Consider the following 21375-nt stretch of genomic DNA (forward strand, 5'->3'; position numbering starts at 1 on the left):
GGACAGGGGGTGCCGCCCAGGGCGGGGACAGGGAGACCTCCGAGCATGCCTCACCGGGGCGTGCCATAGGGTTCCCGCATGTATCTGGACGAAGGACGAAGGGCAGCCGAGGCCGGGGACTGGGTGGCCGCGGGGCACGCCTTCGTCCGGGCCGCCATGGAAGGCAGTGCAGAGGATGCCGAGCTGGCGACCCGGGTGACCGTCGAGCTCGTGCCGCTCGCGGACGGCGGGTCGGCGGAGGCAGCCGCGCTGCTCGCCGGGATCTACCTGGAGTACTTCAACGAGTCGGCCCTGCCCGTAGCCGCGCGTTATGCCCGCGCTGCGGCCGAGGCCGGGCTTCCGGCCGGACAGCGCACCTACGGGCACATGCTTGTCACGGGTCTCGGCGTCGAAGAGGACCGCGAGCGGGCTCTCGAGCTGTTCCAGGCGGCCGCCGAGGGCGGGGACACCTACGGCATGTTCAACCTCGCCCAGCTGGTCGACGACCCCGACGAGTCCTTGCGCCTGTTGAAGAGTGCCGCACGCGGGGGGATCGTCACCGCCGGTGCCGTCCTCGCCGACCGGCTGTCGGCGCTGGACCGGGACGAGGAGGCACTGGGTTGGTACGTCTGGGCAGCTGAACGCGGTCATACGGGGGCGATGAACGCCGCCGCTTGCTGGTACCGCGATGGCTTCGGCACCGAGCCGGACCCGGTGCAGGCAGTGCGCTGGTTTCTCGTCATGCTCGCGCACGGCGACGGAAACGGCATCCACGAGGCAATTCAGCTGGTGAAGGCTGGGGTTGTGAATGAGGAGCAAATCCGGGAGGCCGGGCGGCTCGCCGGCGATTCTGGGGCGGCGGAGGCCCTGATCGGCACGGTCCTGGGTGGCGACCGAGCCTGAGGGAGTGCCCAGCCAGGTCGCGTTCTGCGGTTGACGAGCCACAGGCCGACCCTCAACCGCGACGGCCTGGAGGATCCCATCCCCGGCAGCGGCACCTACGGCAAGGACCTGTCCAGCGGACGGTGGGTGATGAACGTGCCAGTTCCGAAAGAACGCCGCAGACTCACGGGACCGAACCGGCGCCAGGTGCAGGGTCATGCGCCACCACCGTGCCCGTCTTGGGTTCGGAAACCTGCCACAGGAGATAGCCTCTTCATCGGGCCACCACCCTCGGGTTCAGCGGAATGATGGGCGCAGAAGTCGGCAACTCACGGACCTTCTCGGCCATCTTGCGGTTGGTGTTCGTTAGCTCCGACTCGGCCGCACTGCGGATGTGCTCCACCAGATGCATCCGATTGCCCACCTGCCACACGGCCCGGCCCGGTGAGCAGCGGCTGGCGCCGTCGACCAGCGCCTCCCGCGCCCAATCGGGTAGTTGCAGGTAGTCCGCCGTGATATCGGCCTCAGCTTTGTCCATGTGGTAGAGCACCCGGGTGGCGGTCAGCTTCAAGATCGCAGCGGCTTCGGGGGCTTCCTCGACCATCAGGTCGCCGAGATGGTGCAAGATCGCCCAGAACGACAGGCCGAGCCGCCGTCCGTATCGGACGAACTCCTCAAAAAGCCTGGCCACGGGCTGGTGGGACAGTATGTGCCAGGCCTCTTCGACGATCAGGGTGCGCTTGATGCTGTCACCGGCCTTGATCCACGCGTAGCGCAGCCACGGGCCGATCACACTCATCAGCAGCGGCATAGCCTCGCCTTCACGCGGCAGGCGTGTGAGGTCGAAGACGATGAGCCGCGCGTCCAGGTCGATGCCCGGCGTGGTGGCACCGTTGAACAAGCCGGCCAGATCCCGCGTCGGGCTGCACAGCTGGTCCAGCGCAAGGCTGGCCGGCTGCCCCCACTCGACCATGTCCTCGACGCCGACCTGACGCCGGCCGAGCATGGCCGGCTCGGGATTGGTCAACGCGTCGTGGATGTCGGACAGCACCGCCACCCGATCCTCGGCCGCGGCCCGCACCTGCGCCGCCGCGTGAGCGACCGAAAGGGAGAACTCAGCCTCGCTGCTCAGCGGCCCGCCAATGATCTCCACCATCGAGCAGAGGATCTTGAACTGGTACTGGGACGGGATCCGGGGGTCCAGCGGGTTCAGCCGCACCCCCTCACCGTCCCCACCCCCATACACCAGGCGGATCGGGGTGACGCCCAGGGCGCGGGCGATGCCGTCCCACTCGCCCACCCCGTCCTCGCCCTGGGCGTCCAGGACGCAAAACGAGCGGTCGCGAAAGCGCAACTGCCGCAGCACGTAGCACTTTTCAAGCGAGGACTTGCCGAACCCGGACTTGCCGAGCACGAGCGCGTGACCGCTGGGGAGCCGTTCGCGAGCGGAGGGGTCGTAGAGGATGAACGGGTCGTATATGTAGGCCTTGCCGGAGTAGATCTCGCGGCCGATGATCACCCCTCGGGGGTCTGAGGAGGGGGCGCCGACCGCGGGGTAGAGGCCGGACGCGGTGGCGGTCGTGGTACGCAGGGCGCGCCGTCTGGTCTGGGACTGACGGCGAATGAGTTCCAGCATGGCGCCTCAGTCCTTCAGCAGTCCGGTGACCATGGGCAGGGTGTTGGTGAAGGCGCGGTACTGCTCGGAGTCGCACCACTCAAGCGCCAGCTGGCTCTTGACCGCGGCTGCCCGCACCGTGTTGCGGTGCTGCACGAGCAGCTCGCGGTCGGGCGCGGTGACGGTGACCCATCCGGTCAACCTCACGCCGGCCGCGCCGTTGGCGAGGTCGTGCATGGTGGAGGCGGAGGCTCCCAGCTCCCGCTCCTCGCGCGGGTCGGTGATCTTCCCTGGGTGGGTGTCGGCCTGACCGGCCTCGTTGGTGACGTCGGCCATGGCGTCCTCGAGGGCCTTGTCGGTGGGCAGCAGCCGCATCGTCACCCCGACCGTCAGGATGACGTCGGAAACGTAGAGCAGCAGCGGTGCCATGAAGTTGACGCCCACCGGCAGGACTGGGAACTGCTTGATCCATGCGGTCGCGGTGTACCAGGGGTCGGCGCCCTCCCAGCTGCGGGCCGCCATGCGGGTGGGTTCACGGGCGTCCATCTCGGCGGGCCAGCACGTCGCGCGGTCCATGCCCCGAGTGTCGTTGATCCAGTGGTCGGGTGCGTAGGCGTGGTGGATCAGCGAGGCGAGCGCGGGCTCGTCGAGGTTGCGCACCCAGCGCAGCTGGGCGCCGCCCAGACCGCGAATGAACTGCTCGATCTCCTTGCCGAGCACCTCGCCGTACCCGTCGTGCAGGGTCTTGTAGGTGAGGGCCTCATCCGACAGCTCCTGGGCATAGGGGATGCCCAGGACCAGGAAGAGCCGTCGGTCCTCGGAGTAGACCGAGACCATGTCGACCAACTGGTCGTAGGAGTCACTCAGCCAGGCGGGTGCGGCCGGGTCCCGCCGCGCCGCGGCATCGTGCGCGTGCGCGTTGGGGTCGGTGGGCAGCAGCCGGGCCAGCCACTGCACGTACTCGATGCGCCCGCCCGACTCCGCGGTCTCCTTCAGCAGGTACTCATACGCCGAGATCAGCGCTTCCTTGTCCGCACTGTCCAATCCGCCGAAGTTCTTGGCACCCTCGACCTCGATGCAGGCCACGAACATGGACTCGGTGGGCTGCAGCAGGACGGCGATGTCCCCGTACGCGGTCTTCGCCGTGATCCATTCCAGGGACTCCGGCACACCCACCGGCTGGGCCACCGGCACCGGTGTGCCGTCCCTGCGCCGCCCGGCGAGCGGGGCCGTCGACGTGTACAGGAGCTTGCCGTCACGCAGCAGCCGGCGGTGGGAGCGGCGGATCTCGTACCAGCGCAGGAACGTGCGGCCCCTGTAGGGGACCATCGTCACGTAGACGCACGCGCCAGCAGCCCCAAGAGCCCCCAGGACCTTCAGAGGGATCCCAGACAGGCCGGCCAACAGGCCAACGGCCAGCACGATCCCGCCGAGCAGCACCAACTGCTCGTCCATCTCGAAGCGACGCCCCAACAGACCGCGCGGCCGCGGTCGCGGGAAGCTGAAGACGCGGTCCATCGCGACTCCTTTCTCAAAGCGTGAAGGGGGAGGGGACAGCTGCCGCTAGCTCGCGGGCGGCGGGGCGGGAGTCGGACGGGCGGGCGCCGGAGGCGGGACAGCCTGGCTGCCCTGCCTGGGCGAGGGCGGAGGGGCACCCCTCGATCGGGATCCGGGAGCGCTGGGGCGCGGGGGTGGAGCGGGTGCCGGTCGGCGGGCTCCGCCACCGCTACCTCCACCGCTGCCGGAACCGTCGCGGCCCCCACCACGCGGGCTGCCGCCCGGCCCACCGGAGCTCTTGCCCTTGCCGGGGCTGCCGCCCTGCTGGCCTCCGCTGCCGTCTCCGGAGGCGCTGCTGGCGCCGTCCCTAGCGGCCTGCATTGTCTGATCACGCAGCTGGTCGCCGACTTCCTTGACAGCCACTGCGGCGGCGGCAGGCGGAGCGGCCTTGGTCGCCACGCCCATGGCACCCCCGCCGGCGCCGCCTCCACCGTCTCCGCCCCCACCCCCTCCAGCCGAGTTCTTGGACGCGGCCCGCGCCTTCATGTCGTCGTGCTTCTGCCTCACGGCCCGCGCGCGCTGACCCGTCTCGTCCTTAACCTGGGCCATGGCCTGAATCTCATCCCCGAAGGGCGGCAGCCACTTCGCGACCTGAAACGGCATGAACAGGGCGATGAACAGCAGGGCCGTGAACGTGATGCAGGTACCGATGGCCTGCGTCCACGTCATGCGGTGGCCGTTGTCGCCGACGCCGCCCAGGAGAGCACCGGCGAGTGCGAGGGCGAGGAAGATGCCGAGCTTGCTGGCGATCACCCCCGCCATGACGCCGACCCACTTGCGGGTATGGCCCCACAAGTCCTTGTCGACCAGGCCGGAGAAGACCAGCGGCCCGAAGATCAGCCCGAGCAGGATGAGCGCATTGCGCACGACCAGCATCACCCACAGGCCGAACACCGCGAACAGGATCATCAGGGCGATCGGAATGGCGATGACCACGCCGAACCCAGGCGCGAGAACGGACAGGGAGGACAGTGCGGCGAAGACGGCCAGCCCGCCGACGAACACCTCGTCGATGTAGTCCCCCAGGATGGCCTCTGCCGCGCTGTCAATGAAACCGACTGCGTACGCCACGGCCAGCGGCATGAACGCCGCCACGGCCACGGACATCAGCAAATAGCCGACATTCTCCATGGCGGCCTGGGCGACCGGCACACCCCGCACCACCCGCTTCACCACCGATATCAGCCACTGCACCATCGTGAACACGGCGGCAAGAGCGAAGACCAGACCGTACAGGCGCAAGAAACCGGGGTTTCCCCAGTCGATTTCCATCATGACTAGTTCCCCTTGCCGTGCTTGGGGGAGGGCGGCTTCTTGCCGGTGAGTTCTTCACCGAACGCGGAGAAAATGCCCTGCGTTCCGGCCCGCAGCTTCTGCTCCAGGTAGCCGAGCGGGTCGGTGGCGAAATCGATGGCCCCGCTCGCAGTGTCGACGACGGTGTCAGCCCCCGACTTGTCGTACAGCCACTTGGTCCCCTTATCCGCCGTATCACAGACCAACTTCCCGCCCGGCAGATTGCACGGGCTCAGCGAGCCGAGACCGCCGTCGGCCCGCGCCTTGGGGGCTGCCGGGCCGGCCACCGCAAGGCAGGCAGCGAACAGGGCGGCGAGCATCGGCTGCGCGATGCACCGACGCACGACGTCAGCCTGCATAGCGCGGTGCCTCAAATTCCTGGTTGGCCAGCCGCATCTCGTCGGTGGACGACGCCGACTGGTCGGCCGCGACCAGCGGAGTGGGACCGTCGGCCTGGTCGATCGTCGCGACCTTCCAGTCACCGTCCTGCCACTGCAAGATCAGCGTGTAGGTCGAGTAGCTGCCGAAGACCGGCATCTTCGACTTGTCGGTGGGCACCCCGACGACTTCGCTCATCCACACCCGCACCGTGGCCGCGTCCTGAGAGAACGAACGCACGCTCGTGCCGAGAGATGCGGCCCGCATGACCATGTCGGGCGCGCTCTGCCCACTCACACCGAGCGCCGCCATCAGACCCTTGACCGTCCGGTCGTCCTGCGCCTGCTGACCGGCCAGCGCCGAATCCGCCATCACCGTCTTCAGCACCTGGTGACGCAGCGCACGGTCGGTGAAGTACCCCGGCGAGGAGCGTGCGACCTGGTAGTTGACCGCAGCCGCCGCGGCGCCGTCCTTAGTCCGCGGATACCCCACCGGAACACCGCTCTTGACGGCCCTCGCCTTGACGCCGGGGCCGCTGCCGCCGGCCTGCGAGGTGGGGGTGGAGTTGGCAGGCGTCTCGGAACCTTCCTTGCCGTCCTTGCCTGAGCTCCCGCCGAACAGGGTCAGTGCCATGCCGAGGGCCAGCACGATGCCGAAGATGATCGAGCCGATCTTCAACCGGTGCCACGGGGACGCTACCGCGGCGCCGGGGAACTCCGGAGCCTTGGCCGTCAGGGTCCGGGTTCCGGTCTGCTTCTGGTTGCCGGCCATCAGATTCCGAACCCGTAGACGATGCCGAAGAGAGTGGACATGGAGGCGACCGCGAACAGGCCGAGAAGGGAGCTGGCGACCATCGTCTGCCCCTTCTTCGTCTCCATCGTGTTGTGCTGCTGATTCCCGACTCGGATATGAACCGCTCCGACAATGGCGCTTCCGAGCAGGAAGAGAACAGCGCCGGCCATCACCACGCCGACAATGATCTTCGCCTTGGTCCCGATGGCGCCAAAGACATTCCAGTCGGGCTTGATCCCGTTCGTGATGCCGTCAATACCGCCGCCTGCGGCGAACTGCATCACCTGCTGTGTTACCTGCACAAATCCCTCCCAGGCCGCGAAGCCTGCCCCAGTCCGCGTGAAGGACCCGGACAACCGGCCGTCGACAGCAAGGCATTCACGCATCACGCCAAACGCCTCCAGCCGAAAATGGAGAGGCGGCTTAAACGCCTCTTGTGTAGATGCGTTGACGCACCCGCTACTCAATGCCTTAAAATCCAGCGCAAGTTGTCGATTCCTTGCTGCTTTCACTCGGCGCAGACGCTAACCGTGCATCGCACGGCTACGTAATGGCGCATTCGCAGCCCTGGGACGCCTGGCTGGTTGGGCTCACCCCATGGCACGGGAATTGCGGTTTCCGTCCCTCGTGGCGGGATGCGCATCGACGACTGGGGACCGAGATATGAGCAAAGCCATCGGCATCGCCGGGGGCGGGATAGCGGCGATGTGCGCTGGGGCTCTCTGCCTGCCGCTGATGCTGGGCGCCGGTGAGTCGGACGACGGACCGAACTGGGAGGATTCCTGCACACCCGCGAACGCGGCAATGCAAGTGACCAGCAAGGAACAGGAGATACCGGCTGCGAAGCCCGGGGGACAGGTCACAGTGCCCCTGAACCCCCAGGGAAAGCAGCAGAGCGTCAACTGGACGCAGGAGCAGAAACGCAACGCCAGCGTCATCACCAACGTCGCGCGCAGTCGCGGCCTGCCACCCCGCGCCGCAGTGATCGGCGTGGCCACGGCGATCCAGGAGTCGATGCTCAAGAACATCCGCTACGGAGACCGCGACTCCCTCGGCCTCTTCCAGCAGCGCCCCTCACAAGGCTGGGGCACCGTCGCACAGGCCACCGACCCCATCCACGCATCGAACGCGTTCTTCGAGCGCCTGGCCAACGTGGACAAATGGCAGACGAAGCCGCTCACCCAGGCCGCCCAGAACGTCCAGCGCAGCGGCCTCCCCGACGCGTACGCCAAGTGGGAGAAAGCCGCAGGTGAGCTCGTGGCCAAGAGCTGGGGCAAGCAGGCCGTGCTCACGACCACCTCCGGGTGCGACGCCGTCGAGAACGCCGCCAACTCCACCAACGCCAAGGGCAACGGCGCGTGGGCGCTGCCCGTGGAGAACTCCCACGTCACCACCCCCTACCGTTCCGGTGGCGGCATGTGGTCCTCCGGCTACCACACCGGCATCGACTTCCCCGTCACCACCGGCACCCGCGTCCAAGCCGTCGGCACCGGCACCGTCGTCGAAGCCGGATGGGGCGGCGCGTACGGCAACAACGTCGTCATCAAGATGAGCGACGGCAAATACACGCAGTACGCACACCTGTCGAAGATCACCGTCAGCACAGGCCAAACCGTCAAAGCCCGCCAGCAAATCGGTCTTTCCGGCGCCACCGGCAACGTCACCGGCCCGCACCTGCACTTCGAAGCGCGCACCGGACCCGCCTACGGATCCGACATCGACCCCAGCGCCTACCTCCGCAGCCACGGCCTCTCGCTCTGACCCCTGAAGGAGGAGGGCCCGCAACACGCCGCGGGCCGCACACCATGAACACCAGCACCCGCTACCAGGTCCATATCAGCCGCGACGGCCAACTCCACATCGACAGCGAACCGCAGGTCGTCCCCGACGGAGTCGACCCCTCACAAGTTGTCATCCAGATCCTCCACAACGAAGCAGCCGGCAGCGGCCTGCCAGTCCTCGTGCACGTCCAGGACGAGCGGACCAACTCCCGATTCGACATGCAGGTCATGCCCGACGGAACCACGCAAACCCCATCAACCCCAGCAGCTGCAGCTCCACAACCCGTGCCGACCGCGCCTGCGCAGCAGCTGGGCAGTCTCTCCGACCGGCTCGCCGCCGCCCAGACCGCCGGCCGCGCCCACGACTTCGCCACGGCCATACCAGCCGCTGACCAAATACTGCAGCAGCTCACAGCGCAGCAGGGCGACACAGCAGCCCCGACCCTCGGGGCGGCACAATTCCGCGCCGACCTGGCATACCTGAGCGGAGCATACGCCTTCGCCACCGCCTCCTGGACCTGGCTCGCCCTCGCCTGGTTCGACCGGCTCGGGCCAGGCAAACGGTGCCCCCAGATGGCAGCGCAGAACGCCGCCCAGGCATGGATGCAACTGCCCCCCCAAGAGGCAGGGGCTCTGGCCGCCGACCTGGTCAACATGCTCCTGGAGGTGGCTACCCCGGAGCGCACCGCAACCATGCGCGCACAAATCGCCGAGCGACTCGGACAGCTGAGCAACGAGTCACAGCGCATGCGCACCGGGTCTTGACAACCTAACAACGTCAATGCGCTGCTACCGGGTCTATTCGCCGTGCACCGGGCTTCAGCCCGGTGGTGAAGCGATTCTTCAGCCTGCTCTGACCTCAGCTATGGGCACGGATCCGCGCTGGTCACCTCATCCAGCGTCAGAGCAGCCGGTTCTGCTGCTCGATGTACTGCTTCACGATGCTGAGCGGCGCACCGCCGAGCGACCCGGCGAAGTACGAGCCGGACCACAGGCGTTGTGCCCGCCAGTACGTATCATGGCCCGCGTGCAGCTTCGGTACAGCTTCCGTCTGTACCCGAACACCGCTCAGCGCACAGCGTTGGCGAGGGCGTTCGGGTGTGCGCGGGTGGTCTACAACGACGCTCTCAGGGCTCGGGAGACCGCCCGTAGCGAGGGGCTGCCGTTCCCGAGGACCGGGGATCTGTCGAAGCAGCTCATCACCGGCGCCAAGCGGACGCCTGAGCGGGCGTGGCTCGGTGAGGTGTCGGCGGTCGTCCTGCAGCAGTCCCTGAGGGACCTGGATGCGGCGTACCGGAACTTCTTCGACGCTCTGAAGGGTAAGCGCCCGCGTATGGGTGCGCCCCGGTACAAGTCCCGCAAGGACACCCGGCAGGCCGTCCGGTTCACCGCGAACGCCCGCTGGTCGATCACGGCGGGTGGGAAGCTGCGTCTGCCGAAGATCGGCGACCTCAAGGTGAAGTGAAGGCGTGTGGCTGGAGTGCGACGAGTGCAGCACGAAGCCCGGGTACCGGGGGACGCTGGAGAGCGTCGGGCAGGGAGCAGTCGTGAGTGAGCCGCAGAAGACACCGGACCCCTCACGCCCACGGCTACGGCCCCATGCAGCCGTCGCGGTGCGGCGGCAGGTGATGACGGAGCAGGTGAGGCCTAGCGGCCCCGCCTGCCGGCTAGATGATCGATTCCAAGGGATCGGCTGCGCGCCCGAGACGAGTTCCCGCTGTCTCGTTCGGCAGTGCCGACCAGACGGGGCTGTGACGTGTGCTCGCGGCCCACGCCTGGTCGCTGGTGGTCCAGCTCACGTTCCGGCACGCCGGGTGCCCGGCTGCTGACGGTGGTTTCGCGCGTGCCCGGCCGATTGTCGGAGTTACGGTCGCTTCGGTCGCTTGCGTCCTCGGACGTCCGAGGGACGGCCCGCCCCGCCGACCATTCACTCGTCTGCGGCTACAAGCTGATCGGGTCGAGGAGTTGGGGGCCGTTGTTGCGGACGTTGTTGACGGCCGTGCATCGAGGTGCCCACCAGCGGGCTGGCCGAGGAGAGCGCGCAGGTGGTCGGAGTCCTGGTGGGTGGGGTCGAGCCAGACCTCGTAGTGGTTGTCGGTGAGCGCCAGCGGCATACGCGGATGCACACGGCCGGCCGCATCGGTGGCCTCGGTGGTGATGATCGTGCAGGTCATCAGCCAGGCGGCCGAGTCGTCGTCCTGGATGACGGCCGGATCGCGCCAGTACTCGTACAGCCCGGCGAGCGCCATCACCTGATCGTCTTCGGGGTGGATGAAGTACGGCTGCTTGCGGTCCTTGCCGGTCGCGGGGTCCTTAACCGGCTGCCATTCATAGAAGCCGTCCGCCGGGAGCAGGCAGCGGCGCTTGACGAACGCGCGGCGGAAGGCCGGCTTCTCGTGCACGGTCTCCACACGGGCGTTGATCATCCGCGCGCCGATCTTCGGCTCCTTCGCCCACGACGGCACCAGACCCCAGCGCAGCGACCGCAATTCCCTCGAGGGCGCAGCGGCACCGCCGTCCTCGCGTGGGGTGCGCTCCAGGACGGCCCAGACGTCGTCGGTCGGGGCGACGTTCCAGTTCGGTGCGAGCGCCTCAGCGTTGGGCCACTCGTCGACGTGGAACAGCTGCGCCAAGTCCTGTGGGCGCCGGGTGGAGACATATCGACCGCACATATGCCCGCCCTCTCACCGCCCGCCCGCTCACCCGGGCCGACGCCCACCTCTGCGATCAGGCGCGTCGCTGCTGTCACCGGGAACCGCACATCAACTAGGTGCCGAGCCTCACCCGGCAGGCTGCAGGACCAACGACGCTCAGCCCCGCCGTCGCGCGGTGATGTGACTTACCGCCCGTGCGGGTGACTGCGGCGCGACGCCCCGGGCGCGTCGCCGCGGCGGGCCGCTACGAAGATCTGGAACCGTCCGGGATCTTCGAAGGGACCGCCGCTCCATGCGTCTTGCCCGTACCGCGGCCGCGGCCGCCGCTTTCGCCGCCCTCCTCGTCCCCATGACGGCCCACGCGGCCGCCGCCCACACACCGGCCTCTCGTAGCGCCGCGGCGGCCGCATGGCAGGGGCGCGCGCCGGGGGAGACGGTCACCCTCCCCGTACGCGACGCCCTCGCGCAGCTGCCGGTGCGCGAAGAGGACCGCACCGGCTACGACCGCTCCCAGTTCAAGCACTGGATCGACGCCGACAAGGACGGCTGCAACACCCGTGCCGAGGTCCTCAAAGCCGAAGCGGTCATCGCCCCCGAGCAGGGCCCGCGCTGCGCCCTGTCCGGAGGCCAGTGGTACTCGGCCTACGACGACCGCTACATCAGCGGCCCGTCCGGTCTGGACATCGACCACCTGGTCCCGCTCGCCGAGGCCTGGGACTCCGGCGCCTCCGCCTGGACCGCCGCCGAGCGGGAGGCCTACGCCAACGACCTCGGCGACGACCGCGCGCTAATCGGGGTGTCGGCAGCCTCGAACCGGTCCAAGGCGGACCAGGACCCCACCACCTGGCTGCCGCCGGCCACCGCCTACCGCTGCCAGTACGTCACCGACTGGGTGGCCGACAAAACCCGCTGGGGCCTGAGCATCGACACCGCCGAACAAACAGCACTGTCCGAAGAGCTCGGCAACTGCGCCAACGCTCCCATCACCGTCCTCCTGGCACGCTAAGCGGTACCCGGACGAGTCGGGCGGCACTTCGACGGACCGCAGCCAGATCGGCCGCCGGCCCAGGCCGCACACTGCAGACGGATACGGGAAGGTCACGCAGACCACCCATCCCGGCCGCCGATGTGGCCCCGTCTCCTTCACCCAGCGCTGCAGCTTGAGCAGTTCGATATGCACGATGCGCCAGGTCCGCTCGTACTCGCGCCGCCCGACCCGGTGGTCGTACGGGTGGTTCTCCCGCCAGGTCTCGATCGGCCGGCCGTCACCGCCCAGAAGCACCGGCCGCTCAGGCTGCCGACCATCCACCGCCAGCCCGTGCAACAGGTCGCCCTCGCGCCCCGTGCTCCGGTTCCCCTGCGCCTCCAGCACCTGCTCATGCTCCGCCACGCGTCCAGCCTCTCCGCCTCGTCACTGGGATCGGGGATCTCCCTCCGCGTGCCTCGGCAGACCGAACCCAGACGTACTACTGCGGTGTCCTGTGCTGTTTGTAGGCGGTTCCTTCCCCTCCGGTGCGGGTGGTGCGCCCCGCAGGCGGTGCCGTCACAACCTCGGCCGGGCCCGGAGTCGACAGCCTCAGCCGGAGGCGGCAGCGGCCGGCGCCACCGCCTCGGGTTCGCCCCTCACTCACGCGTTAGTCCGCCTGCGGGACGTAGCTGCGGTGATCACCGGACAAGGCGGGATTCGCTCCCGCCAGGGCGCCCGCGCGTTCAACCTCAGAGCACGGTTTGCTCGCGACGTCGCGACCGCATCCCACAGGTCGTATGCGACGGCCTGCGCCGTATGGGCGTGGAAGGGCCGGTCCTCGGCTGGGAGTGAGGTGACGAACCTGCGCCTTCGACTGGCTGTTCTGTCGGGGGACCATCGACTGCTACCAGGCACCCCTTCTGGATGCTCGGCTGCGGGACGAACTGATGGAGCTCTACCAGCCCCGGCCGGACGACCTGCCCGCGGAGTCCACCGATGCGAATGAGATCGGCGCGTTCCTCACGGCGCACCTCGGCTGGAGCCTACTGCCTGAGGAAGCGCCACCATCAACCACGACACCGTCTCAGGGTGACTACAGGCAGCCTGGCTGAAGAGCAGGACGGCTGCGCTGACACTCTCGCAGCGGGACAACGTTCTCAGACGACAGGGCATGCCTGGACGGCCGCGCCTCGGCGGCCGACCGGGCCGGGGTCAGCTCGCGGCCGTCGTCGGCTGCCTCGGCTCGTCCAGCTTGAACCGTCGTCGGATGTCTGGACGCCCGAGCAGCTTCTGCGGGTATCCGGGGCCGGGGCGCGGGGTGACGTCCTCCCAGGCCAGCGGCTCCTTGCAGTGCGAGCAGACCACCTCGCCGTGGGCGTCGTGGCCGCAGGTCTCGTGGCGGGTGACCACCGGTGGCCCGGCTTCGTCCGCCAGCCACCGGTCGCCCCAACTGGTCATGGCGAGGATGACGCCGTAGAAGTCCCGGCCGGACTCGGTCAGCAGGTACTCGTAGCGGAGAGGCTGCGTCTCGTAGACGCGCTTCTCGATCAGCCCCGCCTCCACCAGCCTGCGCAGCCGTTCGGACAGCGTGTTGCGGGCGATGCCCAGCTCCTGCTGGAACTCGTCGAACCGGCGGATCCCGTAGAACGCCTCCCGCAGCACCAGGGGGGTCCACCAGTCCCCGAGCAGATCCATGGTCCGGGCCACCGAACAGGGCCAGTTCGCGAACGACGTACGCCTCATGAACCCCGATGATACGAGTCTTTCTACGAAACTCAGCAGAAAGCGGAGGCGTTCGACCTTGCGCGAGTGAGTCTTAATGAGCAACTATCCAGGTCATGCAGGGAAAGGAGTCAGGTGCCATGGAGTGGACGGGACAGGTCTATGCGGACACCCCGACGGTGTCCGCCAGGACCTACATCGACGCACCCCCCGAGCGGTTGTGGAGGTACGTGAGCGACATCCACCTGATGCCCGAGCTCAGCGCCGAGCTCCAGCACGTCGAATGGCTCGACGGCGCGACCGGTCCCCGCCCGGGCAACCGGTTCCGCGGGCGCAATGCCCACCCCGCCCTGGGCGACTGGGAGACGGTCAGCACCATCGTCGACTGCGAGGAGCCGCGCCGGTTCGCCTGGGCGGTGGGCGATCCCTCCCATCCGATGAGCGTGTGGCGGTTCACGCTGCACCCGCAGGACGCCGGCACGGTGCTGGAGCAGTGGGCCCAGCTCGGACCGGCCCCGTCCGGGCTGAGCGTCGCGATCGAGGCCATGCCCGACAAGGAGCAGAAGATCGTGTTCGTCCGGCTGCGCGAGTTCGAGGCCGGCATCAAGTCCAACCTCGCCGCCATGAAGAGCCTCGCCGAACGGGAGAAGTGATGCGTACCGCGACCACCATCGAAGGCTCTGGCGGAAACTGGCGGGAGACCGCCGAGTTCGTCCTGGAGGCCGAGAAGCTCGGCCTGGACATCTGCTGGGTGGCCGAGGCCTGGGGGAGCGATGCCCCCTCGCCGCTGGGCTACCTGGCGGCCCGTACCGAGACGCTCCTGCTCGGCTCCGGGGTCATCCAGCTCGGCACCCGCTCCCCGGTCACCATCGCGCAGACCGCGATGACCCTCGCACACCTGTCCGGCGGCCGGTTCCGCCTCGGCCTCGGCGCCTCCGGGCCGCAGGTCATCGAGGGCCTGCACGGCATCCCGTTCGCGCGCCCGCTGACTCGGATGCGGGAGACCGTCGAGATCATCCGCGCCGCCTTCACCGGCGAGAAGATCACCTTCCAGGGCCGCCAGTACACCATCCCCCTCCCCGACGGCGAGGGCCGTCCGATGCGGCTCAGCCTGGAGCCGGTGCAGGTGCCGATCTACCTGGCCACACTGTCGCCCAAGATGCTCGAACTCACCGGCGAGATCGCCGACGGCTGGCTGGGCACGAGCTTCGTCCCCGAAGGCGCCGACGCCTACTTCACCCACCTCGACACCGGGCTGGCCCGAAACGGCCGGACCCGCACCGACCTCGACATCTGCCAGGGCGCCGAGATCAACATCGTCTCCGACGAGGGCAGGCTGACCGGCGTCGTCGGCAGCCGCAAGAAGGAACTGGCCTTCTCACTGGGCGGAATGGGCTCCGGCTCGACCAACTTCTACAACAACGCCTACAGCCGCCAGGGCTGGGCCGATGTCGCCGCCCAGGTCCGCGAACGCTGGCAGGCCGGGGACCGCGACGGCGCCGCCGGCCTCATCACCGACGAGATGGTCCTGGCCACCACTTTGATCGGGACCGACGAGATGGTCCGCGCCCGGCTCGCGGACTGGCGCGCCGCGGGCGTGGACACCGTCCGCCTCTACCCGGCGGGCGACACCCTCGCAGCGCGTCTGGACAACCTCGGACACGGCATCGACCTCATCCGCGCCCTCGATCCCCGGTAGAGGCCCGGTTCCCGGGCCGCGGACCGGAGCCGGATCAGGCCCCGCCGACTTGGCACCCGCGGCCTCGACGGCACGACGCCCGGCGGCTTGCCGGCTCGATCGCCCCTCGGCCCCGTTCGACCGTCTATCGCCTCCCGCGAAGGCCAGGCAGGCCTCGCGAGGGCAGGCAACCGCTGCGTCCGCCCGCGCCTTGCCCGGCCGTACCCGCTTGCCGTGTCCATCCGCTTTCCGGGCGGTGGCCGGATCCGAGCCTGAACACGGCTCCGGCCGCGGCCGCCATCGACCGCGCGACACGTCGGGCAGCACCTAGAGTGCCGTCGACCGGCACCGCCCGGCGGCGCCTCCCTGCGAGCGTGCGCCCACCGCCACGGCGACACGCCCCCCAGTCAGTGCGGCCTGGAGATGGTCTTTGAGGACCGGGTCATCCACGTCCTCCAGAAGCCGGATCGCCTGACCGGCATCCCGCAAGACGACTCAGTGAGCTGAGGGCCGCCGTGTGGTGCAGTTACCCGAGGGACGCGAACGGGTTCGAGAACGAGGTCAGGTCGCTCGCGCGGACCAGGCTGAGCTCGTTGGGCTCGATCTCGGAGCCGGACAGGACCACGTCAGTGCTCTCGATGCATCCCCGTGCGACCCAGTAACGGTTGCTGCTGTTGCGCCAGAGTTCGAACGTCATGGGTTCACGTTGTGAGTTGGGCAGATGACCGGGGTCGCGGCCGCGACAAGTCCGCGCCCGGTCGACGGCGCCATGCGCTGCCCATCCCCAGGTAGCTAGGCGGGCAGGGCGTTGTTCAGTTGGGTCCTGAAGCCGGAGGGGGAGGGTGCTGCGCGATGCGTCGTCCACGCTCGCCTGTGATCTGACGCCTTCTTGCGCCACCGCTGCTTTATGGTGGGAGCTAGCGTTCGATTCGTCGTGGTGTGGGTTGCCGCTCGGCGTCGCGGATGGCGCGGGCGGCGTTGATGAGCCCGATGTGGCTGAAGGCTTGTGGGAAGTTACCGAGGACCTCTCCCGTGGTGGGGTCGGTCTCCTCGGCCATCAGGCCGACGTCGTTGGCGTGTGCGACGGCGGTTTGGAACACCTGCCGTGCGCGGGTGGTGTGTCCCATCAGGGCGAGGGCGTGGGCGAGCCAGAAGGTGCACAGCAGGAAGGCTCCCTCTCCTCCTTCGATCTCGTCGCCGAGGTAGCGGCGGATCAGGCCGTTGTGGTCGGTGAGGTGGGTGGCGATCGCCAGCACCGTGGACTGGATGCGGGGGTCGTGCGGGGGAAGGAAGCCGACGATGGGCAGCATCAGCGCAGAGGCGTCCAGGTCGTCGCTGTCGAACGCCTGGGTGAAGGCGCCCAGGCGGGGGTTCCATCCGTGCTGTTCGACGGTTTGGCGGATCTGGTCCCGCTCGTGCCGCCAGTGGGGTACGCGTTCGTCGGCCTGAAGGGTGGGGGCCATCGCGATGGCCCGGTCCAGGGCGACCCAGCACATCAGTTTCGAGTGCAGGAAGTGTCTGCTCGACCCGCGTGTCTCCCAGATGCCCTGATCGGGTTCTGCCCAGCGACGGGTGGCTGTCTCGGCCGCTTGGAGCAGGAATGCGCGGGTGGGTGGGTCCAGGTGCTCGTTGGGCGGGAAGGTCTGGTAGGCGGCGTCGAGGAGTTCGCCGTAGACGTCGAGCTGGCGTTGGCGCCATGCGTCGTTGCCGCTGCGTACGGGGGTGCTGTCGCGCCAGCCGGCGAGGTGGGGCAGGGTCCGCTCACTCAGGTCGCGTTCGCCACCGATGCCGTACATGATCTGCAGGTCCACGCCGCGGTGGAGCTGGGTTGCGGCAGCTCGGGCCAGGAAGCCGAAGAACTTGTCCTTCTCCTTCTCGCAGGCGGCGGTGGCCAGCGCTTGCAGAGTGAAGCTGGCGTCGCGGACCCAGGTGTAGCGGTAGTCCCAGTTGCGCGTGCCGCCCACACACTCGGGCAGAGAGGTGGTGGCCGCGGCGACAATTGCCCCCGTGGGCGCGAAGGTCAGTGCCCGCAGCACGCGTCCGCTGTGGCCCACCTCGTCCTGCCAGGGACCGACGTAGCCGCGGTGCAGCCGCGACCATGAGCGCCAGCCTTCGACGGTGTCGTTCAAGCGCCGCCGGATACGCCCCGCGCGCCAGCGCGTCGGCTCGGTTCCCCACGCCGGCCCGACCTGCAGTGCGAAGCCGAGGCGGTCCGACGCCCTCAGGGTGATCTGACCGTGCGCGGTGGAACCGCTCACCGTCAGGTCGATAGGGGTCGACAGCAACAGGACGTGGGCGCCTCCATACGCGACGAGCCCGCCCCGCACAGGTGCGAGGAGGGGGTGGACGAGTCCGAACTCCGGGCGTGGCGCATAGGTGATCTCGACGGGCACTCGTCCTTCGGTGCAGGTGATCTGCCTCAGAAGCATTCCGGGAGACGCGGTGCCCAGGGCGTGTCCCCGCTCGCGCCGTCCCAGGGCGAGTGCGTCGCGTAGGACGGCCGTTCCACCGGTGGTACGGAATGTCGTCTCCAGTACGAGGGTCTCCTCGAGGTAGCGGCGGCTGACGTCTGCGGGACCGGTAGGGCGGATGGCCCAGTGGCCGGCGTCCTCGTCGAGGAGTCGGGCGAAGAGCGCCGGGCTGTCGAAGCGGGGAAGGCACAGCCAGTCCACTGAGCCGTCGGAGGTGACCAGGGCAGCCGAGCGGCAGTCGGACAGCAGTGCATGGTCACCAATCGGTCGCCCGCTCATCGGCGGCAGTCCGTACGCCTCCGGCCCGCTGACGCGACCTGGTCCGGACGGACTGAGCGGCCGCCCGCACCGTAGAGCGCTTCAGGCGCCGGTGGGTCGTCCATCACAGCCTCCCTGAGCGGCGGATTCACCTCACTCAAACAGCACCACCGGCGGATCGCACCTCCTGGCCGTCGGCGGTTGCCTTGACGGGCCGGCAGGTTCTGGCGCGTCTGACCCGCCCGACTTGTCGCTCGCACAGCTCCTTCTCCTTACCGCGGCTGCGCCCGGGGCGCGTGAGATGCGACGGCTGAGGGGCGTGAGTCGTGACGACCGAGGGAGACAAAGCACCGTCGGCCACTGACCCACTGGTCGGTGACGCTGAGCCCGAGGCTCTTGGCGACCCGGTGGACGGCCGGCGTCCCAAGGCGCGCCCAGAGGAAGGCTGGGCCGCGGTTGCCGTGGGTGTCCTCCACCCAAGCGGTGCAGCCCTCTTCGACATCATGCTGGTCGACTTCGACGAGCAGGACTCCCGTCGGGGCGATGAGTTGGGCACAGCGGTGGAGCAGGGCATGCGGGTCCCCGCCGATGCCGATGTTCCCGTCGACGAGCAGCAGGGTCTGCCAGCTGCCCTCAGCCGGCAGCGGGTCGAACACCGACCGGCACAGTGCGGCCCCGCCGCGGGTCTCCGTTCGAGCGACCGCGTGGGGAGCGACGTCGATACCAAGGGCGCAGACGCCCCGGTCCAGGAGCGCCCTGCACAGGCGCCCCGGTCCGCAGCCGATGTCGAGTACGGGGCCCCTGCACCGCTCCAGCAGTGTCTCGTCGGCCCCGGTGGGCCGCGCGCCCCAGCGGCGTACCGGCAACCGGGTTCGGCGCCCGTCGGCGAACCTCAGGTACACCGGCCCGCGACCGGTTTGCAGGGCCAGTGCGTAGGGGTCCTCGTGTGCGGCGGGCGACCTGTTCTCCTCAGGCGTCACGGCTCGGCATCGCGACCGGGTGGGGGCCGGTGCCCGTCGGCGGGGACGGCTCGCCGGACGCGGCGCAGTTTGAGAGCGAAGGCCAGTGCCGCCGCACCGAACAGCACGCCCGTGATCGCCAGCCACCGGCCGAGGTATACCCCTTCCGGCAACCGGGTGTCGTCTCGGTAAGGGATCGCCAGATCGAGGATGAGGGGGAACCACACGAGCAGCAGCACACCGGACAGGAAGGTGGGTACGCGCAGGTAGTTGATCCATGCCACGGTTGGTACCCGGCCAGTGCGATGCCGCAGCACGGAGTGAGCCGACAGGTCGGCGAGCGAGTACAGAGGCAGCAGGATCAGGTCGTGAAGGATTGCCGCCCCCACGAACCAGATCGCCACCTCGAGCGGCCGAACGGCGAACAGGCGCACCATGGCGTAGGCCGTGAGGGCGAAGGAACAGATCAGCACAAGCAGGTGCAGGGGCCCGGAGCCGTACCAGCGAACGAAACGTGCCATGGTCATGCCCTGAAGGTGAGCCGGTGCACCCACTTGGTGTTGTTCACTCCGGGGTTGGCCGGGACGATGATCCGGGCCGGATAGCCGTGGTCGAGCGAGAGGTCCGCGCCGTTGACACGCAGGGCGAGGAGAGATCGCGGGTCGTGGATCTGGTTGCCGCGCAGCACCACCGAGCGGAAAGCACCGCGTGATTGGGCGGATTCCACCAGGACGCTTCCGGCCCCGGGCAGCCCGGCCATGGCGGCCAGGTCGGTGAGCCTGAGGCCGCTCCAGTGCTGGTCGTCGGTGGACCATCCCTCCACGCAGGCGATCGGCAGGAGAGCGTCGTGCCGGCGTATCGCCAGGAGCTGCGCGCGCGTGAAGACCAGCGTCGGTGCACGGCCGCGTACCTCCAGCCGCCACGCAGGACCCACATGTGCCGGGTTGATGCCGACGGCCGCGGCGGTCTTGTTGATCTGGAAGTCCATCGGGCCGCCGCCGGGGTTGCGGTTGTGCGGCGCGAACAAGGCGGTGTTCCGCAGCCGGCCGCCGATGCTTTGCCCGGCCGTGACTACCAGCAGGGCCAGCGAGCCCACCCCCACCAACCCCACGGCGCCACGCCGCGTCATCGTCGGCGCCGCCGGTGCGGTCGGCACCAGGCCGTCGGGGTCTGGCGGCTCGGGCATGGTGTGCGCGAGGTCGGTGCGCAGTTCCGTGGCCAGACTGCGTGAGCCCAGTGCGCGTGACATCCGGCCCAGTCTGAGGCACACATGGACGATGAACGCGGCGATGAACACCCACGCGCCGTAGAAGTGCAGGGTGTAGAACGAGCCGGGAAAGACGTAGTACAGCTGAATGTTGAGGATCCCGGTCACGAACTCGAAGATGACGCCGCCCACCAGCATCAGCAGGGACAGCCGCTCCAGACCGTGGGCGACACTCCGCACCGGCAGCCACTCGAACAGCTTCGGGATCACCGACCACAACTTGCCCAGCAGCACGGGCACGAGGACCACACCCAGCGTGACGTGCACGCCCTGGGTCAGCCGGTACAGCCAGTAGGGGTGCGTAGGCCAGTCGAACAAATAGAAACCCAGCAGGCCCTTGTCGGGTGTCATGTCATTGTGCGGGCCGAGATCGGGGTTGTAGGCGGCGTAGGAGAGCGCGCCAGTGAGGAAGAGCACCGGAATGCCGACCAGCAGCACCAGGCCGAACACCGACGTCAGCCAGGGACCGCGGATCGGACTGCGCCAGAACCCGGGCCGAAAAGGCCCCGGTGGCGCAGGCGTCTCCCCGATCCGCCGCGCGACAGCTAGGGCACGCGCGGCAGCCGCAGCGACACCGGCAGCCACAGCGGCGCCGATCCGTCGAAGACGCCACCGCGCATGCGCGTCCTCCGGCATCGGGCGCTCCGGCCGCCCGGATGAACCGGGCTGTGACGGTCGTCCGCCGTTGCCCATCAGCCGTCTCCTCCCTCCCAGAGCCCCGCCCTCAAGGGCGGCCGGTCAACCCGTCAGAAGGTCTTCCAGAACACGACCGATGAGACCACTACAGAATGTCACTTTGCCGGTCGACCAACCCCTTGGCACCGTCGTTAAGGCACACGCTGATACCCGAGTGGCCGCACCCCGTCAGCCGAACGGTGGAGTCCCTGCCTCCCGGCAGCCGCGACAGCGCGCACGGTGCGATCCCCGACCGGGGCTGGTCGACCTGCTCGCCGCGCGTCCCACACATGGACCGCGTTCTGAAGAAGGATGGTGTCGTCGTACCGAGCCTCCGCCAACTCGAAGTTGCAGCTCAGGGGGCTGGTGCGACCGTCTTCCCGGGGCTCACGCTGATCGTGGTCAACTGTCTGCTCTCTTCAGCGCTCGCGGCCTGTCCCTGAAGGT

At 68.8% G+C, this 21375-nt stretch carries 18 protein-coding genes and 4 pseudogenes; 7 read left to right on the forward strand and 15 right to left on the reverse strand.

Annotated features, from left to right (window positions below):
• The first annotated feature begins 78 nt into the window (after nucleotides 1-78).
• A complete protein-coding gene (locus ACFQ9Z_RS33500) occupies nucleotides 79-882 on the forward strand; it encodes a tetratricopeptide repeat protein (RefSeq protein ID WP_383028631.1) in 804 nt (267 codons plus the stop codon).
• Between the two features lie 253 nt (nucleotides 883-1135).
• Here ACFQ9Z_RS33500 and ACFQ9Z_RS33505 read toward each other — a convergent pair whose 3' ends face one another.
• The 6 genes from ACFQ9Z_RS33505 to ACFQ9Z_RS33530 are packed head-to-tail and all read right to left on the reverse strand — an operon-like array spanning nucleotide 1136 to nucleotide 7008.
• A complete protein-coding gene (locus ACFQ9Z_RS33505) occupies nucleotides 1136-2497 on the reverse strand; it encodes an ATP/GTP-binding protein (protein WP_383028634.1) in 1362 nt (453 codons plus the stop codon).
• 6 nt (nucleotides 2498-2503) lie between these two features.
• Nucleotides 2504-3994: an SCO6880 family protein gene (locus ACFQ9Z_RS33510; RefSeq protein WP_383028638.1), complete on the reverse strand. Its 1491-nt coding sequence runs from the start codon at nucleotides 3992-3994 to the stop codon at nucleotides 2504-2506.
• A 45-nt stretch (nucleotides 3995-4039) separates the two neighbouring features.
• Nucleotides 4040-5308 (reverse strand): hypothetical protein, encoded by a 1269-nt coding sequence (locus tag ACFQ9Z_RS33515; protein WP_383028642.1) that lies wholly within the window; start codon nucleotides 5306-5308, stop codon nucleotides 4040-4042.
• Nucleotides 5309-5310: 2 nt separating this feature from the next.
• Nucleotides 5311-5685: a hypothetical protein gene (locus ACFQ9Z_RS33520; RefSeq protein ID WP_383028646.1), complete on the reverse strand. Its 375-nt coding sequence runs from the start codon at nucleotides 5683-5685 to the stop codon at nucleotides 5311-5313.
• Nucleotides 5675-6475: a hypothetical protein gene (locus ACFQ9Z_RS33525; protein ID WP_383028649.1), complete on the reverse strand. Its 801-nt coding sequence runs from the start codon at nucleotides 6473-6475 to the stop codon at nucleotides 5675-5677. Before ACFQ9Z_RS33525 ends, ACFQ9Z_RS33520 begins: the two co-directional genes overlap by 11 nt.
• Nucleotides 6475-7008 carry a hypothetical protein gene (locus tag ACFQ9Z_RS33530; protein ID WP_383028652.1) on the reverse strand — a complete coding sequence of 178 codons (534 nt, stop codon included), beginning with the start codon at nucleotides 7006-7008 and terminating at the stop codon, nucleotides 6475-6477. The genes ACFQ9Z_RS33525 and ACFQ9Z_RS33530 overlap by 1 nt, the downstream gene beginning before the upstream one ends.
• A gap of 151 nt (nucleotides 7009-7159) precedes the next feature.
• Between ACFQ9Z_RS33530 and ACFQ9Z_RS33535 the strand changes: the two genes are divergently transcribed.
• Both ACFQ9Z_RS33535 and ACFQ9Z_RS33540 read left to right on the forward strand, forming a co-directional pair.
• Complete coding sequence (locus ACFQ9Z_RS33535; RefSeq protein WP_383028658.1) at nucleotides 7160-8257, forward strand: M23 family metallopeptidase; 1098 nt, start codon at nucleotides 7160-7162, stop codon at nucleotides 8255-8257.
• A 44-nt stretch (nucleotides 8258-8301) separates the two neighbouring features.
• A complete protein-coding gene (locus ACFQ9Z_RS33540) occupies nucleotides 8302-9042 on the forward strand; it encodes a hypothetical protein (RefSeq protein WP_383028663.1) in 741 nt (246 codons plus the stop codon).
• A gap of 136 nt (nucleotides 9043-9178) precedes the next feature.
• Here the strand turns inward: ACFQ9Z_RS33540 and ACFQ9Z_RS33545 are convergent.
• Nucleotides 9179-9289 (reverse strand): annotated as a pseudogene (locus ACFQ9Z_RS33545) (transposase); the annotation flags it as partial.
• 15 nt (nucleotides 9290-9304) lie between these two features.
• On the opposite strand from ACFQ9Z_RS33545, the pseudogene ACFQ9Z_RS33550 reads away from it, so the two are divergent.
• Nucleotides 9305-9739: pseudogene (locus ACFQ9Z_RS33550) on the forward strand (RNA-guided endonuclease InsQ/TnpB family protein); the annotation flags it as partial.
• 479 nt (nucleotides 9740-10218) lie between these two features.
• Here ACFQ9Z_RS33550 and ACFQ9Z_RS33555 read toward each other — a convergent pair.
• Nucleotides 10219-10949, reverse strand: a pseudogene (locus tag ACFQ9Z_RS33555) (SOS response-associated peptidase).
• Between the two features lie 274 nt (nucleotides 10950-11223).
• Here ACFQ9Z_RS33555 and ACFQ9Z_RS33560 point away from each other — a divergent pair.
• Complete coding sequence (locus tag ACFQ9Z_RS33560; protein WP_383028667.1) at nucleotides 11224-11937, forward strand: HNH endonuclease family protein; 714 nt, start codon at nucleotides 11224-11226, stop codon at nucleotides 11935-11937.
• 126 nt (nucleotides 11938-12063) lie between these two features.
• Here the strand turns inward: ACFQ9Z_RS33560 and ACFQ9Z_RS33565 are convergent.
• Nucleotides 12064-12303 (reverse strand): annotated as a pseudogene (locus tag ACFQ9Z_RS33565) (polyphosphate kinase 2); the annotation flags it as partial.
• A gap of 807 nt (nucleotides 12304-13110) precedes the next feature.
• Nucleotides 13111-13641, reverse strand: a complete 531-nt coding sequence (locus ACFQ9Z_RS33570; RefSeq protein WP_383028673.1) for a winged helix-turn-helix transcriptional regulator — start codon at nucleotides 13639-13641, stop codon at nucleotides 13111-13113.
• Between the two features lie 119 nt (nucleotides 13642-13760).
• Between ACFQ9Z_RS33570 and ACFQ9Z_RS33575 the strand changes: the two genes are divergently transcribed.
• Both ACFQ9Z_RS33575 and ACFQ9Z_RS33580 read left to right on the forward strand, forming a co-directional pair.
• The gene (locus ACFQ9Z_RS33575) at nucleotides 13761-14273 is read left to right on the forward strand and encodes an SRPBCC family protein (RefSeq protein WP_383028680.1); all 513 of its coding nucleotides are present in this window, start codon (nucleotides 13761-13763) and stop codon (nucleotides 14271-14273) included.
• Nucleotides 14273-15319: an LLM class flavin-dependent oxidoreductase gene (locus tag ACFQ9Z_RS33580; protein ID WP_383028683.1), complete on the forward strand. Its 1047-nt coding sequence runs from the start codon at nucleotides 14273-14275 to the stop codon at nucleotides 15317-15319. Before ACFQ9Z_RS33575 ends, ACFQ9Z_RS33580 begins: the two co-directional genes overlap by 1 nt.
• 505 nt (nucleotides 15320-15824) lie before the next feature.
• Here ACFQ9Z_RS33580 and ACFQ9Z_RS33585 read toward each other — a convergent pair.
• From ACFQ9Z_RS33585 to ACFQ9Z_RS33605, 5 genes are all read right to left on the reverse strand, one after another.
• Nucleotides 15825-15995, reverse strand: coding sequence for a hypothetical protein (locus tag ACFQ9Z_RS33585; protein ID WP_383028686.1), 171 nt, complete (start codon nucleotides 15993-15995; stop codon nucleotides 15825-15827).
• Nucleotides 15996-16215: 220 nt separating this feature from the next.
• A complete protein-coding gene (locus tag ACFQ9Z_RS33590) occupies nucleotides 16216-18048 on the reverse strand; it encodes a glycoside hydrolase family 15 protein (protein ID WP_383028691.1) in 1833 nt (610 codons plus the stop codon).
• A gap of 251 nt (nucleotides 18049-18299) precedes the next feature.
• Complete coding sequence (locus ACFQ9Z_RS33595; protein ID WP_383028696.1) at nucleotides 18300-19007, reverse strand: class I SAM-dependent methyltransferase; 708 nt, start codon at nucleotides 19005-19007, stop codon at nucleotides 18300-18302.
• A complete protein-coding gene (locus ACFQ9Z_RS33600) occupies nucleotides 19004-19513 on the reverse strand; it encodes a hypothetical protein (protein WP_383028702.1) in 510 nt (169 codons plus the stop codon). Before ACFQ9Z_RS33600 ends, ACFQ9Z_RS33595 begins: the two co-directional genes overlap by 4 nt.
• Nucleotides 19510-20946 (reverse strand): molybdopterin-dependent oxidoreductase, encoded by a 1437-nt coding sequence (locus tag ACFQ9Z_RS33605; RefSeq protein ID WP_383028706.1) that lies wholly within the window; start codon nucleotides 20944-20946, stop codon nucleotides 19510-19512. Before ACFQ9Z_RS33605 ends, ACFQ9Z_RS33600 begins: the two co-directional genes overlap by 4 nt.
• Between the last annotated feature and the right edge of the window lie 429 nt (nucleotides 20947-21375).

Origin of the sequence: Streptomyces sp. NPDC056580, from assembly GCF_042793175.1 — a bacterium.
Taxonomy (GTDB): Bacteria; Actinomycetota; Actinomycetes; order Streptomycetales; family Streptomycetaceae; genus Streptomyces.